Origin of the sequence: Nocardiopsis baichengensis YIM 90130 (assembly GCF_000341205.1) — a bacterium.
In the GTDB taxonomy this organism is placed as follows: domain Bacteria; phylum Actinomycetota; class Actinomycetes; order Streptosporangiales; family Streptosporangiaceae; genus Nocardiopsis_A; species Nocardiopsis_A halophila.
Window position 1 is genome coordinate 84,239 of record NZ_ANAS01000023.1, and the last position, 19,756, is coordinate 103,994.

General features: G+C 74.1%; 16 protein-coding genes. 9 read left to right on the forward strand and 7 right to left on the reverse strand.

All coding sequences use genetic code 11. The features are described 5' to 3' along the window. Positions 1-21: 21 nt before the first annotated feature. Positions 22-561 carry a hypothetical protein gene (locus tag C892_RS0119440; RefSeq protein WP_017558531.1) on the reverse strand — a complete coding sequence of 180 codons (540 nt, stop codon included), beginning with the start codon at positions 559-561 and terminating at the stop codon, positions 22-24. A 126-nt stretch (positions 562-687) separates the two neighbouring features. Here C892_RS0119440 and C892_RS0119445 point away from each other — a divergent pair, with 126 nt between their 5' ends. The 4 genes from C892_RS0119445 (at position 688) to C892_RS0119460 (ending at position 5,662) form a co-directional block, all read left to right on the forward strand. After that, positions 688-1,401, forward strand: a complete 714-nt coding sequence (locus C892_RS0119445) for a ribonuclease HII (RefSeq protein ID WP_017558532.1) — start codon at positions 688-690, stop codon at positions 1,399-1,401. 133 nt (positions 1,402-1,534) lie between these two features. After that, positions 1,535-3,967 carry an AAA family ATPase gene (locus C892_RS0119450; RefSeq protein ID WP_026124492.1) on the forward strand — a complete coding sequence of 811 codons (2,433 nt, stop codon included), beginning with the start codon at positions 1,535-1,537 and terminating at the stop codon, positions 3,965-3,967. A 45-nt stretch (positions 3,968-4,012) separates the two neighbouring features. Beyond that, entirely contained in the window at positions 4,013-4,735 is a 723-nt protein-coding gene (locus C892_RS0119455; protein ID WP_017558533.1) for a nucleotidyltransferase family protein, read from the forward strand. A gap of 147 nt (positions 4,736-4,882) precedes the next feature. Then, positions 4,883-5,662, forward strand: coding sequence for a tyrosine-protein phosphatase (locus C892_RS0119460; RefSeq protein WP_017539311.1), 780 nt, complete (start codon positions 4,883-4,885; stop codon positions 5,660-5,662). 606 nt (positions 5,663-6,268) lie between these two features. Here C892_RS0119460 and C892_RS0119465 read toward each other — a convergent pair. Both C892_RS0119465 and C892_RS0119470 read right to left on the reverse strand, forming a co-directional pair. After that, positions 6,269-8,008 (reverse strand): hypothetical protein, encoded by a 1,740-nt coding sequence (locus tag C892_RS0119465; RefSeq protein WP_017558534.1) that lies wholly within the window; start codon positions 8,006-8,008, stop codon positions 6,269-6,271. Positions 8,009-8,234: 226 nt separating this feature from the next. After that, on the reverse strand, positions 8,235-8,492 hold the full coding sequence (locus C892_RS0119470; RefSeq protein WP_017539313.1) for a hypothetical protein: 258 nt from the start codon (positions 8,490-8,492) through the stop codon (positions 8,235-8,237). Between the two features lie 555 nt (positions 8,493-9,047). Here C892_RS0119470 and C892_RS0119475 point away from each other — a divergent pair. Both C892_RS0119475 and C892_RS0119480 read left to right on the forward strand, forming a co-directional pair. Continuing rightward, entirely contained in the window at positions 9,048-11,075 is a 2,028-nt protein-coding gene (locus tag C892_RS0119475) for a SpoIIE family protein phosphatase (RefSeq protein WP_193374793.1), read from the forward strand. A gap of 351 nt (positions 11,076-11,426) precedes the next feature. Next, entirely contained in the window at positions 11,427-13,184 is a 1,758-nt protein-coding gene (locus C892_RS0119480) for an RNA polymerase sigma factor (protein WP_239647453.1), read from the forward strand. A gap of 421 nt (positions 13,185-13,605) precedes the next feature. On the opposite strand, the gene yaaA is transcribed toward C892_RS0119480, so the two are convergent. From yaaA to C892_RS0119495, 3 genes are read right to left on the reverse strand one after another with little or no spacing between them, the layout of a single operon-like run. Beyond that, a complete protein-coding gene (gene yaaA, locus C892_RS0119485; RefSeq protein ID WP_017558537.1) occupies positions 13,606-14,403 on the reverse strand; it encodes a peroxide stress protein YaaA in 798 nt (265 codons plus the stop codon). 10 nt (positions 14,404-14,413) lie between these two features. Next, positions 14,414-14,842 (reverse strand): PIN domain nuclease, encoded by a 429-nt coding sequence (locus tag C892_RS0119490; protein ID WP_017539317.1) that lies wholly within the window; start codon positions 14,840-14,842, stop codon positions 14,414-14,416. Next, a complete protein-coding gene (locus C892_RS0119495; protein ID WP_017539318.1) occupies positions 14,839-15,054 on the reverse strand; it encodes a type II toxin-antitoxin system VapB family antitoxin in 216 nt (71 codons plus the stop codon). The genes C892_RS0119490 and C892_RS0119495 overlap by 4 nt, the downstream gene beginning before the upstream one ends. Before the next feature lie 106 nt (positions 15,055-15,160). On the opposite strand from C892_RS0119495, the gene C892_RS0119500 reads away from it, so the two are divergent. Then, a complete protein-coding gene (locus C892_RS0119500; protein WP_017558538.1) occupies positions 15,161-15,886 on the forward strand; it encodes a GNAT family N-acetyltransferase in 726 nt (241 codons plus the stop codon). A 125-nt stretch (positions 15,887-16,011) separates the two neighbouring features. Here the strand turns inward: C892_RS0119500 and C892_RS0119505 are convergent, their stop codons facing one another. Then, entirely contained in the window at positions 16,012-16,242 is a 231-nt protein-coding gene (locus C892_RS0119505) for a DUF7455 domain-containing protein (protein WP_017539320.1), read from the reverse strand. Between the two features lie 416 nt (positions 16,243-16,658). On the opposite strand from C892_RS0119505, the gene C892_RS0119510 reads away from it, so the two are divergent. Then, entirely contained in the window at positions 16,659-18,764 is a 2,106-nt protein-coding gene (locus C892_RS0119510) for a DNA gyrase/topoisomerase IV subunit B (protein ID WP_017558539.1), read from the forward strand. A 169-nt stretch (positions 18,765-18,933) separates the two neighbouring features. Continuing rightward, positions 18,934-19,749 (forward strand): RDD family protein, encoded by an 816-nt coding sequence (locus C892_RS0119515; protein WP_239647450.1) that lies wholly within the window; start codon positions 18,934-18,936, stop codon positions 19,747-19,749. The last annotated feature ends 7 nt before the right edge of the window (positions 19,750-19,756 follow it).

Genomic DNA, 19,756 nt, shown 5'->3' on the forward strand with positions numbered 1-19,756 from the left:
GAATGGGCCACCGGCGGCGCGTCAGGTACGTGACGGCCGCGACGCCGCGGCCCGCCCTTCAGGATACGGGAGCGGCGGCGCCTCTTCGGGCCTTCTGGCGCATCCCGGGCGCCCGATTCCGCGCGCCGCGGGCGCGCCCCGGACCCGGCGCACCCGGCCCGCCCCGCGCCGGGCGAGCCGGTCCAGGCCGTAGCGGCCGGGGACGAGGACGGGCAGCAGGCAGGCGGCGGCCAGCAGCGCCAGCTGGGCGGCGGTCGCGTCGGCCGGGACCCCGGGCAGGTCGGTGCGGCCCGCCCACACCGCCCCGGCCCCGGCCGCCGACAGTGCGGCCGGCAGCCCGCCGCTGACCGGCAGGGCCATCCCGGCCGCCAGCATCGCCGCGCAGGCCAGCTCCACATAGGCCAGCGCCTCGCCGGCGCCGCCCGGCGGGCCCAGGGAGAGCCGCCGCACGGCCTGCTCGGCGAGGACCCACGCGGCGCCGGCGCGCACCGCCAGCACCCCCGCGTCCCGGAGCCGCCCGGCCGCTCCCGTGCCGGCCGGTCCTCCGTCGGCGCTCCGCATCGCCCGACCGCCCCCTTCACCGTCCCGGTCGCCGGTCCCCAGGGAAACTACCCAAGGTGATGGCCGATGGCTCTGCGTCACACGCGGGGTGCGGCGAATCTTCCGGGCGGAGTAGGGTGGGCTGCCGTGGCAGCCTCGACACCGACCCCGGGCCCGAAACGGCGCGAAGCGGTCCCCGCACCCGACTACCGGCTGGAGCACGAGCTCGCCGGGGGCGGTGCGCGCACCGTGGCCGGCGTGGACGAGGTCGGACGCGGCGCGTGGGCCGGACCGGTGGTGGTGTGCGCGGCGGTGGCCGACGGGAGCGCGCCGCCCGAGGGGCTCACCGACTCCAAGAAGCTGACGCCCAAGCGCCGCACGGCCATGGCCGAGGCGCTGGAGCCGTGGGTGGCCGACCACGCCGTGGGCCGCGCGGAGGCCGAGGAGATCGACGAGCTGGGCATGACGGCGGCCCTGCGCCTGGCGGCCCTGCGGGCCCTGGAGGGGGTGCGGGAGCGGCCGGACGCGGTGATCCTCGACGGCAGGCACGACTACCTGGGACCGCCGTGGCCGGTGCGCACCCAGGTGGGCGCGGACCTGGCGTGCGTGAGCGTGGCGGCGGCGTCGGTGCTGGCCAAGGTCCACCGCGACGCCTGGATGGCGGGCCTGGAGGAGGAGTGTCCCGGCTACGGCTTCGCGACGGCGGCGGGCTACCCCTCCCCGGTGCACCGGGCCGCCCTGTCCCGACAGGGCCCGACCCCCTACCACCGGGTGAGCTGGTCGTTCATGGACGACCTGCCGGACTGGTCCCACCTGCGCAAACCCAAACCCGGCCCGGCCGGCCAGACCGCCCTGCTCTGAGGGGCGGGGAAGCGGCGCCGCCGAGCGGGCGGCGACACGCCGGGCGGGTGCGGGGGCAGGCTGTTCTCCCGCCCCGGCATTCGCGGCAGTATGGGACGGACCGCGGAGGCGACGGGATGAGGGAGGCACGGGTATGCCGCGCGAAGACCGGTCCCGCTCGGCCCGCACGGGGACGGCGGGCTCCGCACTGGAGCGCGCCCGGGCCGCCTACCGCGCCCGCCCGCCCAAGACCCGGCTGGTCGCCGCCCTGGCCACGGTGACCGTGGCCGCGGTCGCCGCCTTCATCGCGGGCGTCCCGGTCCTGACCGCGGTCGCCGCGGCCGTGACCCTTCTGGCGGTGGTCGCCGCCCTCATGCACTCCACCGACGCGCTGGCCACCACCCTGGTCTGCGTGGCCTGGCTCGTCCTGGCCTTCTTACTCCTGCAGATCCCCATCCCCGTCGCCGACCGGTCGGTCCTGCTCCTGCTGCCGCTCATCCCCCTGCTGGTCTCCCTGGCCGCCTCCCGCATCCGCGAGTTCCCCGCCTGGCACACCACCCTTCTCGCGCTGCTCGTCGCGCTCATCGCGGGCATGGGCACCGGGCTGGCCGGGATGATCGCCGGAGGCGCCCCGCCCGCGCTCGGCCCGCTCACCGCCGCCTGCGCGGCCGGCGCCGCCCTGGTCTGGCGGGCGGTGGCCGCCTACCGGCTGCGCCGCGGCATGGTGCAGGTCGGCGGCGGCCCCCCCGCAGGCGGGGGACGGGGCGGCGGAGCCCCCACCGGGCAGGGGGGCGCGCAGCCGCGGGTGCGCGCCGGCGGCCGGCCCGCCGCGGGCGGCGACGGGGCCGGGGGCGACACCGACGAGCCGATCCCGGTCGACCAGGCCCTGGCCCGCCTGGAGAACATGATCGGCCTGGACCCGGTCAAGCAGCAGGTGCGGGCGATCGCCGCCTCCATCGAGGCCGCCCGGCTGCGCGCCGACGCCGGGTACGCCGTCGACCGGCCCCTGCGCCACCTGGTCTTCTCCGGCCCGCCCGGCACCGGCAAGACCAGCGTCGCGCGCACCCTGGCCACCGTGTTCCACTCCTTCGGGCTTCTGCCCACCGCCCGGGTGGTCGAGGCCCAGCGCGCCGACCTGGTCGGCGAGTACCTGGGCGCCACCGCGATCAAGACCAACGCCCTGGTGGACAGCGCCCTGGGCGGGGTGCTCTTCATCGACGAGGCCTACTCCCTGGTCAACGAGGGCGACGGGCAGCCCGACCGGTTCGGCAGCGAGGCCGTGCAGACCCTGCTCAAGCGGGCCGAGGACGACCGCGACCGGCTGGTGGTGATCCTGGCCGGATACGAGGAGGAGATGGACCGCCTGCTGGCCTCCAACCCCGGGCTGGCCTCGCGCTTCTCCACCCGTGTCACCTTCCCCAGCTACACCTGCGAGGAGCTGCGCCGCATCTGCGAGCACCTGTTCTCCGCCCGCGGCGACCTGCTCGACGCCGACGCGCTGCCCGGGCTCCGGCGCCGCCTTGAGGAGGTCGAGCAGCGCGGGGCCGTGGACGAGCTCGGCAACGGCCGCTTCGCCCGCTCCCTGGTGGAGAAGGCCGCCGAGGCCCGCGACGTGCGGGTGGTCACCTCCGGCGCCGGCGACACCCCCGGCCCGGACGACCTGGTGACCGTGCGCGAGCCCGACATCGCGGCCGCCTACGAGGAGCTCACCGGCCGCCTGCCCGGCTTCGGCGAGGCCCCCGACCTGGAGGGCGCGCTGGCCGAGCTGGACGAGATGATCGGCCTGGAGCCGGTCAAGCGCCAGGTGCGCTCGATCGCCGCCCAGCTGCGGGTGGTGCGCCTGCGCGAGGAGCAGGGGCTGCCCACCCAGCCGCCCATGCGGCACTTCGTCTTCTCCGGCCCGCCCGGTACCGGCAAGACCAGCGTCGCCCGCGTGCTGGGCCGGGTGTTCGCCGCGCTGGGCCTGCTCACCCGCGCCGAAGTGGTCGAGGCCCAGCGCTCGGACCTGGTCGGCGAGCACCTGGGCGCCACGGCCATCAAGACCAACAAGCTCGTCGACCGGGCCCTGGGCGGGGTGCTGTTCGTCGACGAGGCCTACGCCCTGGCCAACCCGGGCTACAGCGGCGGCGACGCGTTCGGGGCCGAGGCCGTCCAGACCCTGCTCAAGCGCGCCGAGGACGACCGGGCGCGCCTGGTGATCGTGCTCGCCGGGTACCCGAAGGACATGGACCGCTTCCTGGCCAGCAACGCCGGGCTGGGGTCGCGCTTCAACGTCCGGGTGGGCTTTCCCAGCTACACCCCCGACGAGTTGTCGGCGATCGCCGACGCCGTGGCCGCCCGCACCGGCGACGCCTTCGACGCCGACGCCCGCGAGGACCTGCGCAGCATCTTCGGGTACGTGTGCGAGGAGGGGTGGATCGACGAGCTGGGCAACGGCCGCTTCGCCCGCTCGCTCTACGAGAAGGCCTGCTCGCACCGGGACCTGCGGGTCGCCGAGGAGCTGGGCGAGGCCGCCACCGCCGAGGAGCTCACCCGGGTGACCAGTGCCGACCTGCGCTCGGCCTACGCCGAGATCACCCAGCGCTGACGCGGCCCCGGCGGCGCCGGGGCCGCCCCTGCTAGGGTCCGCTCCATGAACGCACCCAGCGCCCCGATCCGGGAAGCCGTCATCCTCGCGGGGGGCCAGGCCACGCGCCTGCGCCCGTACACCGACACCCGGCCCAAGGCGATGGTCGAGGTCGCCGACCGGCCCATCATCGACTACCAGCTGGAGTGGCTGGCCGGGCACGGGGTCGAGCACGTGGTGGTCTCCTGCGGCTACAAGGCCGAGGTGCTGCGCGAGCACCTGGCCGCGCGCACCGACGCACCGGAGGTCACCCTGCTGGTGGAGGACGAGCCCCTGGGCCGCGGCGGGGCGCTGCGCTACGCCGCCACCGGGCTGCGCGACGGACAGGCTCCGTACTTCGCGCTCAACGGGGACGTGCTCACCTGGTTCCCGCTGGACGAGTTCACCGCCTTCCACCGGGCCAAGGGCGCCACCGCCAGCCTGGCCCTGGCCCAGTACCAGACCAGCTGGGGCATCGTGGAGGTGGACGACGCCGGGACCATCGGGGGCTTCACGCAGAGCCCGATGCTCCCGTTCTGGATCAACGCCGGGGTGTACATCTTCGAGGCGGCCGCCACCGGGCTGCTCCCGGTCAAGGGCGACCACGAGTCGACCACCTTCCCCCGCCTGGCCGAGGAGAAGCGCCTGGCCGGGTACAGGATCGACGGGTTCTGGCGCGGCGTCGACACCGTCAAGGACGTGAAGGAGGCGAGCGAGCAGATCCCCGGGCTGCTCGCCGAGCGGGCCTGAAGGGCGGCGTCGGCCCGCCGGCCTGGTCGGCGTCCCGGTTCTCCCGGTCGCCCGGCTGTCGGCCCGGGTGCGCCCGGCCGCGGGGCGGAACGGGTGCACGGCCCCTGCGGGAAGGGGCCGACAGACCGGAAGGTAGGCTCGGCCGCGATGACGAACGATGCCGCCCTCGCCACCCTCCCCAACTTCCGCGACATCGGCGGGTACCGCACCTCCGGCGGTGCCACCGTGCGCCGCGGCCTGGTGTTCCGCGCCGACGCCCTGGCCCGGGTGGACGACGGCGACCTCGCCGCCCTGTCCCGCTTCGGGCTGCGCCAGGTGCTGGACCTGCGCACCGCCTACGAGCGCACGGCCGAGCCCGACCGGCTCCCCGACGGCGCCGAGTACGCCGTGCTCGACGTGCAGGGCGACCACGCCACCGGCGGCAACCTGGAGCGCCTGCTCACCGACCCCCGTGCCGCCGCGGAGGCGCTGGGCGGCGGGGGAGCGGCCGCGTTCATGATGGAGGTCAACCGGGTCCTGGTGACCGAGCAGGACGCCAACACCGCGTACGCGGAGCTGGTCCGGCGCGCCGCCACGGGCCCGACCGCCGCGGTGTTCCACTGCACCGCCGGCAAGGACCGCACCGGCTGGGGCGCGGCGCTGCTGCTGAGCCTGCTCGGCGTTGACCGCGACACCGTGTTCGAGGACTACCTGGCCAGCAACCCGCGGATGGGCCGGCTGCGTCGGGGGATGCGGCGCCAGGCCGAGCGCAACGGCGTCGACGGCGACCTCCTGGAGCCGATCATCGAGGTCCGCGAGGAGTACCTGGCCGAGGCATTCGCCCAGGTGGAGCGCGTCTACGGCTCCTTCGACGCCTATGTCTCCGAGGGGCTGAAGGTGTCGCCGGACCTGGTCGGGACCCTGCGCGACCGCCTCCTGGAAGGCTGAGCGGTCCCCCGACGTCCCCGAAGGAACCGGGGCGGCGGTCTCGCAGTCCCGAGGCGTCGGGAGGCCGAGCCCGGTCGTGTCCGCTGGGGTGGTGGAACTGTCGGCCGCGTCCTTGTGAGCGGTGCGACCGCTGCGGCGTGATCGGCGGCCCCGCCCCGGGTGCGCGCCCCCTCCTCGCCGTTGATCTCGGGAGAGTCGGGGTAATACTCGCCGGTATCCCCCCGACTTCCCCGAGATCAACGGGGGTGTCGATGCGGGCGGCGGGCAGTGCCCCCGGGGGCGGCGAACCTTTGGGCACCCCGGAAGAAGGCGTCCGCTGGGGTGGGTGACCCTCGGCGACCATGGCGGCCCTCGGCGGGCGGCTTTCGGCCGCCTGGCGGCCGCGGCGATGGCCCGCCGGAAGTGACACCACTCCGACGGATACGACCTCTGCCGACGGGCGGGGCTTCGGTCGGGACTCCGAAGGAGGGACGGGCCCCCGTTCGGAGCCGGGGCGATGGTGCTGACCCGCTCGGACGTGAACGGCACCACTCCAGCGGACGCGACCCGCCACCGGTGCCGCCGCTGCCGTCCGTCGTCGCCGCCGGAGAGCGCCGGCGGGACCGACTACAGCTCGTTCAGGCGTGTGACCAGGGCGTCCGGGGCGGTCGAACGGTCGGCTCCCTCCAAGGCGCCCATCAGGGCGCGCAGCACCTCCGGGCGGCTGACGCCGCGGTCCAGCAGGCGCTGCGCGGCGGCCCACAGCTCGGGCGGGTCCCCGTCCCACAGGCGCTCGGCCAGGCGTTCGTGCGCCGCCAGCTCGGCCTCGCCCACCGTCCGGTCCGCCTCCCGGTCCGCGGACCGGGAGGGCTCGGCGCGCCTGGTCCCGGAGCGGGCGGAGCCGGTCGGGTCCGGAGCGGGTCCGTCCCCGCACGAGGAGCGGCGGCGCGTCCCGGCACGTCCCCCGTCGACCGAGTGGCGGCCCCGCGGCCGCCCGGCCGGGTCGTCGATCTCGCCGAAGTGGTCCAGCTTCAGCAGCGCCCGGCGCCCCTCGGGCGTCGAGGGGTCGAACGCGCCGTCCGCATCGTCCAGCAGGTCCCCCGCCAGCAGCGGGAACGCGAACATGCGCCGCGGCAGCGCCTCCAGGTCCCCGTCCGGGAGCAGCCGGCGCACCTCGCTGCGGCCCAGCCCCAGCGCCTCGGCCGGGTCCCGGTAGGTCTCGGTGAACGGCTCGATCGCCTCCCACAGCGCGTCCAGGGACGCGCCCACCGCCGGCTCGGGCAGCCCCCAGCGCGGCCCGGCCCACCGGATCCAGGCGCCCAGCACGTGCGGCATCGCCTCGCGCTCCTCGCGCAGCAGGACCACCCGCCGCGGCAGCCACGTCAGCAGGAACGCCTCCACCTTGCGCGGGCTCACCCGCAGCGGCCGCCCGCCGTCCACGTCGCACCCGTAGGCGATGATGTGGTCCACGCAGCGGCTGGCGGCGTAGGAGTCCGACAGCTCGGCGGCGGTCTCCGAGGCCAGGAAGCGCGCCGCCAGCACCGCCCGGTCGTCGCGCCGCCACACCGGCTCCCGGGTGGGGCGCCCCTCCCGGGGCAGCGCCCGCATCCGCGACCGCAGCAGCGCGTGCACCGAGCTGAGCGACCCGCCGAGCAGGTCGTCGCGGCGCGCGGCGGTGAGCCGCGCGGGCCGCGTGCCGCCGCCCGCGACCACCCGGTCCGTACGCCGCATCGCCGCCTCCAGCAGGGTGCGCGCCCGGCCCGGGGCGATGCGGGCGAACACCGCCATCGGGTCGCTCCCGGCCGCGGCGCGGGCGTGCTCCAGCAGCCGGCCCACCTTGCTCGTCACCCAGGCGTCCCGCAGCACCCCGCCGGCGTTGTGGTCCACGACGGCGATCAGCGCGTGGGTGGCCTCCGCCTCGTCGGGCTCCTCCGCGGGCGCCCCCGGCGCCCCGTCCTCCGGGGCCTCCCCGCCGTCCGCGCGCCGGAAGGTGCACACCAGCTCGTCGACGTCGCCGAACCGGTCCCCGGAGCGGTAGGCCGCCACCGGCCGGGCCGCGCCCAGCTCCCGCACCCACGCCGGCAGCGCCATCCCCTGTTCGGCCAGGGCCAGCGCCCCCTGGCGGGCCAGCTCCCTGCGGTGCTCGGTGGGGCCCAGCGCGGCGATCCCCGAGAGCAGGACCAGCCCGGCCGGGCTCTGCGAGGCGGCGGCGCGGGCGATCAGCCCCTCGCCCAGGTGGCGCTCGACGTCCTCCCCGCTCATCCCCGGCATGCTCCGGCCCCACCAGGCGCCCAGCATCCGGCTCAGCGCGAGCTCGGCGTCGAGCGGGTCGCGCATCGCCAACAGGGCGCGGGCCACCCGCAGCATCTCGTCGAAGACGGGCTCCGGTGCGGCGCCGGAACCCGGGGGAAGGGGAGGTACGGACACCTGACCGAGCCTAGGGCACGTGTCACCGCGGCACGCCGACGATGGACAGGACCGGGCGAGGCGCCTCGCGCGGCGGACGGCGGCGCCGTCCGCCGGGCGGCGGTGCGCCGGAGCGCTCCGCCGTGCCGGACCGGGGCGGCGCCCGTCCTCGGGCGCCGCGGCCGGTTCAGCCGAAGGTGTCGTGGTCGGGCAGGCGCGGCGGCGCGAGCCGGCCCGACGGGGGCTGGGACATCACCATGGCCTGAAGCCGCTCACGCGCGACCCGCTCCACCAGGACCGGGGTCGCCTGGAAGCCGAGGTGCTCGGCGCAGTTCCAGGCGTCGCAGACACAGCGCTCCACGAATCTCGGGGACAGGGAGCCGAACTCGTCGTTCAGGCGCCGGGCGACCTGTTGCAGCCCGGTCGCGGGAAAAGTCTGGAGCATCCTCGCTCACGCCTCTCGCCGGCGGTGGTCGGACGGTGACCACCATCCATTTCATCCGCGCGTGAGGGAGTGTCAAGACCCGTCAGGGCAGACCTTGCCCAGGCTTTAAGCCCCTTGGGCGAACCCCTGGGGCCCCCGGGGCTCGGGCGCCGGAACGAGGTTTCGGGCATGGCGGTCGGGACCACGGTAGGGGCCGGGGGCCGTGCGGCGCACGGCACCGACCGCGGCGTGGCGGAAAAAGGGAGTCCGAAAAGGCCGCGGGGGAAGGCGCGGGGACGAGGGACGACGTATCATCTGTCCTCTGCCGTCACCCCCGAGTTTCCACCGCGACCCGGCCCCGCCGCCGTGATGTGGCCTATGCTGTGGCGGTGGTGGCGACCGCGCCGCACCGCCCACGGGCGGGGCCGCCCGCTCCGTCCGCCACCGAGAACGGCACGGCCGGAGAAGATGAGCACGTGTTTTCCGGCGCTCGCGCGCGCGAGCCCCCGTCCAACGGGGGAAGGACCCCCGGAGGTGTCACTGGTGAGCACCGAGACGTCCGTTCCGCTCCCTCGCATGTCCGGACTCGGCCCCTCGGACTCGGCGCTGCTGGACACGATCCTCAAGGAAGCCCCCATCGGCTTCGCCCTGTTCGACGCCGCCTGCCGCTTCCAGCGCGTCAACCCGACCCTGGCCGCCGTCTACGGCGTGGCCGAGGAGGAGTGCCTGGGGCTGCGCCCCGCCGACGCGCTCGGCCCGGCCGACGCCGCCGCGCACGAGACCGCCCTGGCGGCGGTGCTGACCGGCGACCGCGACCTGTGCAGCGAGCACCGGTTCCCGGCGGCCGGCGACGGCGACGGGCACTGGGCGCTGTCCTGGTTCCCGGTGCACGACGGCGCCGGGGACACCGACGGCGTCGCGCTGATCGCCGTCGACCTGGGTGAGAAGAACGTGCGCCGGCGCACCGAGGAGCGGTACCGGGCGCTGCTGGCCGCCACCAACCAGGTGGTGTGGACCGCGCGCACCGACGGCGAGGTCACCGAGGACTGTCCCGAGTGGCGCGCGGTCACCGGCCAGTCCCTGGAGGAGTACGTGGGCCGGGGCTGGCTGGAGGCGGTCCACCCCGACGACCGCCCGCGGGTGGAGCGCGCCTGGGACGACGCGGTGGCCGACCGCACCCTGTTCGACGAGACCTTCCGGGTGCGCACCCGGTCCGGGGACCACCGCCACTTCCGCTCCCGCGCGCTGCTGATCAACGGCGAGACCGTCTCGGAGTGGGTCGGCCACAACACCGACGTCACCACCCAGCACGAGGGCGACGAGATGCGCCAGCGCCTCACCCAGCAGCTGGGCGAGGCGGCGCTGCGCACGGTGCGCCTGCAGAAGGCCACCGCCGACCTGGCCGAGGCGCTCACCGTCGCCGAGGTGGTGCAGGCCATGGCCGAGATCGGGCGCTCCGCGGTGGGCGCCGACCGCACCGGCGTCGCCGAGCTCGACGACGGGGGCACCCGGCTGCGGGTGATCGGCGCGTCCGGGGTCCCCGAGCGCGGCCGCCCGGTCGGCGCGGGCAAGGACGCCCTGATGGGGCTGACCGTGCGCGACCTGCGACCGCGCTTCGCCGGCGGCCCCGCGGAGCTGCGCGCGCTGCTGGAGGAGGAAGAGCACGAGGCCGCCGGCGCCGAGCCCGCCCCGGGCGAGCGCGCCTGGGCGGCGCTCCCGCTGCTCAGCGGTGGCAAGCCGATCGGTGCCCTGGGATTCTCCTACGCCGCCGCGCGCGAGGTCCCCGACGAGGAGAAGGTGTTCCTGGAGGCCCTGGCGGGCCAGTGCGCCCTGGCGCTGGAGCGGGCCAAGCTCTTCGAGCGCGAGCACCGCACCGCCGAGGCGCTGCAGGCCAGCCTGCTGCCCGAGGCCCTGCCCGAGGTGCAGGGCGTGCGGATGCGCGCCTTCTACCGGTCGGGCACCCAGCACGTGCAGGTCGGCGGGGACTGGTACGACGCCTTCCCGCTGCCCGACGGCCGGGTGGCCGGGGTGCTGGGCGACGTCATGGGCAAGGGCATCAAGGCCGCCACCGGGATGAGCCGGGTGCGCAACGCGCTGCGGGCGCTGGCCTTCAGCATGCCCGAGCCGGCCGACGTGCTCACCGGCCTGGACCGGATGTTCGACGCCACCGAGGGCGCCGACCAGGTGACCACGCTGGTGTACTTCGTCCTGGACCCCGAGACCGGGCAGATCGACCTGAGCAACGCCGGGCACCTGCCGCCGCTGGTGGTCACCGAGAGCACCGAGCCGTGGCTGCTGGAGACGGAGCCGGACACGCCCCTGGGCGTGCGGGCCGAGCGGGGCCATCACAAGTTTTTCGTCCAACCCGGTAACACCGTGGTGCTCTACTCCGATGGACTTGTTGAGAACCGGAGGCGGTCGGTCGCGTCCGGGCTGGAAGAATTGGTCACCGTAGCGTCTCAGGCGCCGCCGGAGGTGGTGGGCGATCCACAGCACATGCTCCAGTACCTTGTGGAGGGCATGCTCGCAGGGTATGAGCAGGACGACGACGTCACGCTGCTCGCCGTCCACCTCCCGGTGATCGAGGCCGCGCCGGAGGAGTAGACAAGTCCAACACTTCGCCCGACTAGGGTGAAGGAGCCATCATCCCCGCGCACGCGGGGGGTGGGGTCAGGACCCGACAGTGGGACCGCATCCGTGCGGCCGCGGAGAAAAATCCTACTGGGCGGATGGGCCCAAACGCTAGAGAGGGCGCATACGCTGAAAGGGAATCGGCAACCCCGCCTCGCGGGCGGGGACGATCCCGGGCAACAGCCGGGAGGCGGTGGCTCCGCCTCCCACAGGTCTTCGGACCGCCGGGTCCAGCAATCTCGCCACACGTCCGTTCGAGAGGTGTTTGTGTCACCTGCCAGTTCGACCCGCTCTAAACAGCCGGAGTCGCTGCAAGAGCCCGTCATCCAGCAGCTGATCGAGCGTGGGCGGTCCCAGGGGTACCTTGAGCCCGAGGACGTGCGCCGTGCCTTCGAAGAGGCCGACATTCCGATGTCCCAGGCCCAGGCCGTGCTGCGCAGCCTGACCAAGGAGGGCGTGACCCTCGTCGTCGGTGCCGAGGAGTCCGCGCCCTCGCGCCGCCGCTCCGCGCGCCGTAAGAACGCGGCCCCGAAGAAGTCGACCACCCGGTCCTCCTCGTCGTCGGCCTCGGAGTCCTCCGAGTCCTCCGGTTCCGCCTCGGCCTCCTCCTCCGGCTCCACCGGCTCGGCCTCCCGCGCCCCGCGGCGGGCCGCCGCGGCCCAGGAGCAGCCCGAGATGGTGACCGCGGTCGTGGACTCCGGCGCGGACGAGGACGAGCCCGCGGCCGCTCCGCGCAAGCGCGCGGCCGCGGCCGAGGAGGCCCCGGCGGCGCCGGCCGCTCCGGCGAAGAAGGCGGCGGCCAAGAAGACCGCGGCCAAGTCGGAGGCCAAGTCCGAGGCCAAGGCCTCCGCCGGCACCAAGAAGGCGGCGGCCAAGGGCGGCGCCAAGAAGAAGGACGAGCCCGCGCTGGAGGTGGCCGAGGAGGGCGACGACCTCGACCTGGAGGTCGCCGACTCCGAGGAGGTCGAGGACACCGGCGCCGAGCTGGAGCTGGTCGAGGACACCGAGGACAAGCCCGAGCCGGTCGGCGGGCCGGTGGCCGGCACCGCCGGCAAGCCCGAGATCGTCGGCATCCCGGAGAAGGCCGCGGCCAACACCTCCGAGGACGAGGCCTTCGTCCTGTACGACGATGACGACGACGCCCCCGCCGCGCAGGTGGTGGCGGCCGGCGCCACCGCCGACCCGGTCAAGGACTACCTCAAGCAGATCGGCAACGTGGCGCTGCTCAACGCCGAGCAGGAGGTCGAGCTCGCCAAGCGGATCGAGGCCGGCCTGTTCGCCGAGGAGAAGCTCGCCGAGGAGCGCCACATCCTGGGCGACGAGTTCCTCGACGAGCTGGAGTGGATCGCCGACGACGGCGCCCGCGCCAAGAAGCACCTGCTGGAGGCCAACCTCCGGCTCGTCGTCTCGCTGGCCAAGCGCTACACCGGCCGCGGCATGCTCTTCCTGGACCTGATCCAGGAGGGCAACCTCGGTCTGATCCGCGCGGTCGAGAAGTTCGACTACACCAAGGGCTTCAAGTTCTCCACCTACGCCACCTGGTGGATCCGCCAGGCCATCACGCGTGCGATGGCCGACCAGGCGCGGACCATCCGCATCCCGGTGCACATGGTGGAGGTCATCAACAAGCTCGCCCGGGTGCAGCGCCAGATGCTGCAGGACCTGGGCCGCGAACCCACTCCGGAGGAGCTCGCCAAGGAGCTCGACATGACCCCGGAGAAGGTCGTGGAGGTGCAGAAGTACGGCCGCGAGCCGATCTCCCTGCACACCCCGCTGGGCGAGGACGGCGACAGCGAGTTCGGCGACCTCATCGAGGACTCCGAGGCGATCCAGCCGGGCGAGGCGGTCAGCTTCACCCTGCTCCAGGAGCAGCTGCACTCGGTGCTCGACACCCTGTCCGAGCGCGAGGCGGGCGTGGTCTCCATGCGGTTCGGCCTGACCGACGGCCAGCCCAAGACCCTCGACGAGATCGGCAAGGTCTACGGCGTGACCCGCGAGCGGATCCGCCAGATAGAGAGCAAGACGATGTCCAAGCTGCGGCACCCGTCGCGGTCCCAGGTGCTCCGCGACTACCTGGACTGACCTCGTCCGGACCGTGGGCCTTCGGGCCCGGCCCTTGAAGAACGGGGCTTCGGGAATGCGGCGCCGCGGGCGTCGGCCGGTCGTCCCGGCCGACGCCCGCGATGCCGTCGGCCCCGCAGAGCGGCCGCGGACCGCGCGGCCCTGGCCCGGGTGTGGCGAGGCCCGGGGACAGGGCGCCGCGGTGCGCCCCGCGGGGGCGGATGTTCGTCACGTCCGTATGTGGTCCAACATCTCTGCCGTTCATGATCCTCGCGTAGAGGAAGTATGGACGGGATAAAGCGTTGATACGCCTTCGTTACGGATGCGGCGGGATGGGCCGGCGCGGACCGGAACGGCCCTGGGAACCTCCGGTTCCCAGGGCCGTTCGTCGTTCTTCGGGGCGGCCGGCGTCCGTCGGCCGGTGGCCGCCGAGCGTCGGCCGTCAGTCGCGGACGACCACGTCCAGGGTCGAAGGGCGCCCCGGCTTGGCCGGGGCGGTCAGCTCGGCCGTGTGCCCCAGGTCGTTCAGGGCCTCCGCCAGCTCGGCGGGCGACTCGGGCGCGCGCCCCTCGCGCAGCAGCGTGTGCGCGATCGCGCCGCGCGTGGCCTTGGCCATGTGGCTCACCACGCTGCGCTTCACCTCGCCGCCGGCGACCGTCTCCTTCAGGATCCGGACCGCGGCCGTGCGGTCGGCCGCCTCGCCCGAGGGCCTGTAGGCGGCGGCGTAGGAGGAGGAGCGGCAGTCGACGATGAGCCGGCCGTCGGCGCGCTTGGCGACCGGGTCGGCCAGGTGCGAGCGCCAGTAGGTGCCCAGCGCGCCCAGCGGCGGGAGCTTCACGCCCATCGACAGCCGGTAGGGCGGCAGGGCGTCGTCCACGCCCACGGCGCCCCACAGTCCGGAGAAGACGAGCAGCGAATCGCGGGTGCGCGCGGCGGCGGGGCCGGCCAGCAGCTCGCCCAGGCGCAGGTTGTCGTAGAGCACGCCGGTGTACAGCCGTGCGGCGGGCAGGGTGGGGGCCGTGCGCAGGGCCAGGTTCCGGTCGACGGCGGCGGCCTGGCCGGGGGAGAGGCCGAGGACCTCCACGGCCCGCTCCCGCGGTCCGGAGCACAGGGCCTCCAGGGACTCCAGCACGGCCTCCCGGACCCCGTTCACCTCGGGCAGCGACAGCCCGGCGAGGTCCAGGGAGGGACCGTCCCCTTCGGTCGCCTTTCCTTCGGACGGGGGCAGCAGGATCAGCATGGACTCCCTCTCACAGCGAACCGGGCGGCGCCAGCCAGGATGTGGGCTGCCCGGTGTGTTTCGCGATGGTCTCGAAGTCCCGATCGTAGTGCAGCAACGTCAGTCCGCTGATCTCGGCGCATGCGGCCACCAGCAGGTCGACGGTGCCGGCGCTTCTGTGCTCTCCGTGCTCGGTCAGGAGCCGCTGCACCTCGAAGGCGCGCCGGGCGTGCTCCTCGTCGAGTGTGGCCGGTAGGAGCGCGGAGTTGAGGAAGGCTACGGCCCGCATCCTGTCCTTGCCTGACCGGGCACTGTGGAGAAACTCCAGTTCTGTGATCGGGGAGATCGCGATGAGGGCCTTGTTCGTAGCGTCCCGCCAGGGGAGGAGCTCCGGGCTCGCCACTTCCTGGACCAGGCGGTTGAGGGCGCTCGTGTCGATGAGGAAGACGGCCGGGGTCATCGGCGGTAGTTGCGCTTGTCGTTGAGAAGTTCCAGATCAAGGCCCCCTTCATCGGCGAGAGCCTTGAGGCCCACCAGCGCCTCCGCCCGTTCGTAGTCTTCGTTGGCGCGGCGCAGCGCGGTGTTCACGGTGTCCTTCTTGGTCGTGGTGCCGAAACGCTTGGCGGCGGCCTCCAGTGCCTCGTCGTCGACGTCGACCAGGATCTTCGTCATGTCCGTTCCTTCCGTTCCGGGAGGGATCGCACTCCATGTGTATATTCAGTTCACTCCTGAGTATATCCTCCGGAGGATCGGAGCGGCAGAGCTTTTGGGAGCGTGCATGACCATCGGCACATGGGCGGCGCGGCTGGCCGAGGACTGGCCGGCCGACGAGGTCGAGGTGCGGGACGGGTGGCGCCTGGGCGCCGACGGCGGTGTCACCCGCCGCGCCAACTCCGCGCTGCCCGTCGGGCCCGAGCCCCGTATCGAGGCCATGGAGGGGTTCTACCGCGAGCGCGGCATCACCCCCTGCATCCAGGCGTGGAGCGGCGACCCCGGGGCCGACGACGCCCTCATCGCCCGTGTCGACGCCGAACTCGACGCGCGCGGCTACCGGGCCGAGCAGAGCACGCTCCTGATGACCCGGCGGCTCGATGCCCGGCCTGCGCCGCCCGAGGGCGTCGACGTGCTCCCCGACCCCGACGAGCGGTGGCACGCCGTGGCGGACTCGGTCGGCGAGAGCCCGACCCGCGCCCAGGGCGTCCTGCGCATCCTGGGCCGTGCGCCGGTCGTCGGCTACGCGGCCGACGCGGACGGCGTCGCGCGGGGGAGCGTGACCGTCGGCGGCGGCCGCTGCGGGATCTTCACCATGGCCACCGCGCCCGCCGAGCGCGGACGCGGCCGTGCGGGCCGCATCATGGGCGCCCTGCTCGCCTGGGCGCACGCCAAGGGCGCCCGGGAGGCATACCTGGTGGTCGAGGCCGACAACACCGCCGCCGTGCGCGCCTACGAGCGGGCCGGGTTCACTGGTGCGGGCGGCTACCGGTACCGGGTCGCTCCGGACTGAACCTCGCCGCGCCCACGCGGCGGACACGGTACGCAGTGCCTCGGGAGACGCAGTGCCCCTGGAACGACACCGAGGCGGCGGCCCAGTCGGGCCGCCGCCTCAGGTCTGCCAGAGGTCGGGAGTTCCTAACGCTCCTCATCGGGGGACGTGGCCGGGGTCTCCTGCAGCCGGTCGGTCTCGTCCTGGATCTCAGCGGCGATCTTGCGGATCTCGTCGTCGTGCTTGCGCATGTGGTGAGCGCAGAACAGCAACTCGCCGCCGGAGTTGAGAAGCACCCGGACGTAGGCCTGCGCACCGCAACGGTCGCAGCGGTCGGCGGCCGTCAGCGGCTGAGTGGGGGCAAGGGTTCCAGTCACTTCGCCATCCTCAATGCTCGGCGTTAGTCACTCAGCACAACATCTAACCGGCCCTCGACGTTCCCAACCAGGTCTTCTGTACGCCGACAGCGGAATCGGACCGGCCGGCGGCCGGGAGGCGGTCCGGCGACACGCCGTGCGGGGCGGGCGATGGCGGGGCCGGAGGCCGTGGTAGAGAGGTGGTAATGTCGCTTGGGCCCGGCCGCGCGCCGCCGCCCGCACGCGCCCCGCCGCACCGCCGCGGTCGGGGAGGCCGGTCCGAGAACGGTCGGCCCGGCGCTGTCCCCGCGCGCGGATAGGCTGGCCCGAGCTCCGGCGCCCGCGGGGAACAGGATCTCCCCGCCCGCCCGCGCCCCGCGCACGCGACGCCCTTCCCGGGCGCCCGTGCCCTGTCCGACGAAGCAGGAGACGTCCAGGTGACCGCCCTTACCGCCGCCGTCCATGAGCCCGAGGATTACTCCGCGCGGCATCTTTCGGTACTGGAAGGCCTGGAGGCGGTCCGCAAGCGCCCCGGCATGTACATCGGCTCCACCGACAGCCGCGGCCTGACCCACTGCATGTGGGAGATCATCGACAACTCCGTCGACGAGGCCCTCGGCGGCTTCTGCACGCGCATCGACGTGGTGCTGCACGCCGACGGCTCGGTGGAGGTGCGCGACGACGGCCGGGGCATCCCGGTCGACGCCGAGCCCAAGTCCGGGCTGTCCGGTGTGGAGCTGGTCATGACCAAGCTGCACGCCGGCGGCAAGTTCGGATCGGGCTCCTACACCGCCTCCGGCGGCCTGCACGGCGTGGGCGCCTCGGTGGTCAACGCGCTCTCGGCCCGCATGGACGTGGAGGTGGACCGGGACGGGCGCACCCACTCCATGAGCTTCCGCCGGGGCATTCCCGGCGCCTTCGAGGAGGCCGGCCCCGACGCCCGCTTCTCGGCCGCCTCCGGCCTGCACAAGGGCAAGAAGATCGCCAAGAGCGTCACCGGGACGCGCATCCGCTTCTGGGCCGACCGGCAGATCTTCCTCAAGGAGGCCGACATCGCCCGCGAGGCGATGCTGGAGCGGGCGCGCCAGACGGCCTTCCTCATCCCGGGCCTGACCATCGCCGTGCGCGACGAGCGCACCGAGGGCGAGCCCCCCTACGAGGAGGAGTTCCGCTTCGACGGCGGGATCGGCGAGTTCTGCTCCTTCCTCGCCCCCGACGAGCAGATCTGCCCGGTCCTGCGGTTCCAGGGGGAGGGCCACTTCACCGAGACCGTGCCCGTCCTGGACGAGATGGGCCACATGACCCCCACCGACGTGGAGCGCACCCTCGAGGTGGACGTCGCGCTCCGCTGGGGGACCGGCTACGACTCCACGGTGCGCTCCTTCGTCAACGTGATCGCCACGCCCAAGGGCGGAACCCACCTGGCCGGCTTCGAGCGGGCCCTGGTGCGGGTGGTCAACGACCAGCTGCGCGCCACCAAGCTGCTCAAGGCCAACGACGACGCCGTCACCAAGGAGGACGTCCTCGAAGGCCTGACCGCCGTGGTGACGGTGCGCCTGCCCGAGCCGCAGTTCGAGGGGCAGACCAAGGAGATCCTGGGGACCTCGGCGGCCTCGCGGATCGTCTCCCAGGTGGTCGCCAAGGAGCTGAAGGCGTTCCTGTCCTCCACGAAGCGCGCTGAGAAGCAGCAGGCCCGCCTGGTGCTGGAGAAGGCCGCCAATGCGGCCAAGGCCCGCCTGGCCGCCCGCCAGCAGCGGGAGACCCAGCGCCGCAAGAACGCGCTGGAGAGCTCGGCCCTGCCGGCCAAGCTGGTGGACTGCCGCAGCGAGGGGCTGGACCGCAGCGAGCTGTTCATCGTCGAGGGGGACTCGGCGCTGGGCACCGCCAAGCTCGCCCGCGACTCGGAGTTCCAGGCCCTGCTGCCGATCCGCGGCAAGATCCTCAACGTGCAGAAGTCCTCGGTGGGCGACATGCTCAAGAACGCCGAGTGCGCGGCGATCCTCCAGGTGATCGGCGCGGGCTCGGGGCGCACCTTCGACCTGGACGCCGCCCGCTACGGCCGGGTCATCCTGATGGCCGACGCCGACGTGGACGGCGCGCACATCCGCTGCCTGCTGCTGACCCTGTTCTACCGGTACATGCGGCCGATGCTGGAGGCCGGCCGGGTGTACGCGGCGGTGCCGCCGCTGCACCGGGTCGAGCTGACCAACGTGCGCAAGAAGCGCGGGGCCCGGCCTGAGGACCGCTACGTCTACACCTACTCCGACGCCGAGCTGCAGCGCACCCTGCTGGAGCTGGAGAAGAAGGGCAAGAGCTGGAAGGAGCCGATCCAGCGGTACAAGGGCCTGGGCGAGATGGACGCCGACCAGCTCGCCGAGACCACGATGGACCCGCGCCACCGCACCCTGCGCCGGATCCGGGTGGAGCACGCCGAGGAGGCGGCGAAGGTGTTCGACCTGCTCATGGGAAACGAGGTCGCGCCGCGCCGCAAGTTCATCGCCGACGGCGCCCAGGAGCTCAACCCCGAGCGCATCGACGCCTGAACCCCGCCGGGCCGCCCTGCCGCGTCCTCGCCGACCGGAGCCGGGGTCCGACGCACCGGCTCCGGTCGGCGCGGATCCCGCACCCGTACGCACCGTTGTGTTTGAATCGCCCTGAGTGATACGACTCGCCCGGACCCGGGCGGGGCGACGGCGAAGCGACGGTGAGGCAATGAGCTACGGACAGCAGTATCCGGGAGGGGAGCAGCCGCCGCAGGGAGGCGACCCGGGACAGGGCGCTCCGCCCCCGGGAGGAACGCCCCCGGGCGGCTTGGACGGCCGGGAGGACCGGGACCGCCAGGGCGGCGGGGAGTACCAGGGCGGTCAGAGCCCGCCCGGCGGTGCTCCCGGCGCCCCCGACGTCCCGGACGCCCAGGAGCGGCCGCAGCAGTGGGCCCAGGAGCCTCCGCAGGGCGGCTACGTCGGGCAGCACGCCGCGGGAGGCGGGCAGGCGCCGCCGGCCTACGGGCAGCAGGCCTACGGGGCGCCGCAGGGGTACGGCGGGTACGGCCCGCCCCCGGTCCCCGGGGCGGGCACCGTCCCGGGCGACACCGACGTGGTCGGGCGCCGGGTGGTGCAGTACATCATCGACGGCATCCTGTCGACGGTCATCCCGCTCGTGGCCCTGCTCGTGCTCCTGCCGCTGGCGTTCACCCCGACCGAACCGGACGGCTCGCCGAGCAACCCGGGCCTGGCCGCGTTCCTCGTCCTCCTAGTGGCCGTGCTGTGGGTGCTCATCTACCTCGGCTACTGGGTGCTGTGGCCCGCCAAGGCCGGCGGCCAGACGCTGGGGATGAAGATGCTGGGGCTGCGGGTCGTCTCCGCCGACGGCACGGAGGCCTCCATGATGCAGCACTTCCTGCGCTGGATCCTGCTGATCGTGGACGGCATCTTCTACGGGCTGGTGGGGCTGATCGTCATCCTGGCCAGCGAGGGCAACCAGCGGCTGGGCGACATGGTGGCCAAGGCCTACGTGGTGCGCGCCTGAACGGCGG

Excerpts from the sequence above, each read along its gene's own strand:
- C892_RS0119440 (WP_017558531.1), bottom strand. The coding sequence starts at position 561 with ATGCGGAGCGCCGACGGAGGACCGGCCGGCACGGGAGCGGCCGGGCGG.
- C892_RS0119450 (WP_026124492.1), top strand. The coding sequence starts at position 1,535 with ATGCCGCGCGAAGACCGGTCCCGCTCGGCCCGCACGGGGACGGCGGGC.
- C892_RS0119455 (WP_017558533.1), top strand. The coding sequence starts at position 4,013 with ATGAACGCACCCAGCGCCCCGATCCGGGAAGCCGTCATCCTCGCGGGG.
- C892_RS0119460 (WP_017539311.1), top strand. The coding sequence starts at position 4,883 with ATGACGAACGATGCCGCCCTCGCCACCCTCCCCAACTTCCGCGACATC.
- C892_RS0119465 (WP_017558534.1), bottom strand. The coding sequence starts at position 8,008 with ATGCTGCGGGTGGCCCGCGCCCTGTTGGCGATGCGCGACCCGCTCGAC.
- C892_RS0119470 (WP_017539313.1), bottom strand. The coding sequence starts at position 8,492 with ATGCTCCAGACTTTTCCCGCGACCGGGCTGCAACAGGTCGCCCGGCGC.
- C892_RS0119475 (WP_193374793.1), top strand. The coding sequence starts at position 9,048 with ATGTCCGGACTCGGCCCCTCGGACTCGGCGCTGCTGGACACGATCCTC.
- yaaA (WP_017558537.1), bottom strand. The coding sequence starts at position 14,403 with ATGCTGATCCTGCTGCCCCCGTCCGAAGGAAAGGCGACCGAAGGGGAC.
- C892_RS0119490 (WP_017539317.1), bottom strand. The coding sequence starts at position 14,842 with ATGACCCCGGCCGTCTTCCTCATCGACACGAGCGCCCTCAACCGCCTG.
- C892_RS0119495 (WP_017539318.1), bottom strand. The coding sequence starts at position 15,054 with ATGACGAAGATCCTGGTCGACGTCGACGACGAGGCACTGGAGGCCGCC.
- C892_RS0119500 (WP_017558538.1), top strand. The coding sequence starts at position 15,161 with ATGACCATCGGCACATGGGCGGCGCGGCTGGCCGAGGACTGGCCGGCC.
- C892_RS0119515 (WP_239647450.1), top strand. The coding sequence starts at position 18,934 with ATGAGCTACGGACAGCAGTATCCGGGAGGGGAGCAGCCGCCGCAGGGA.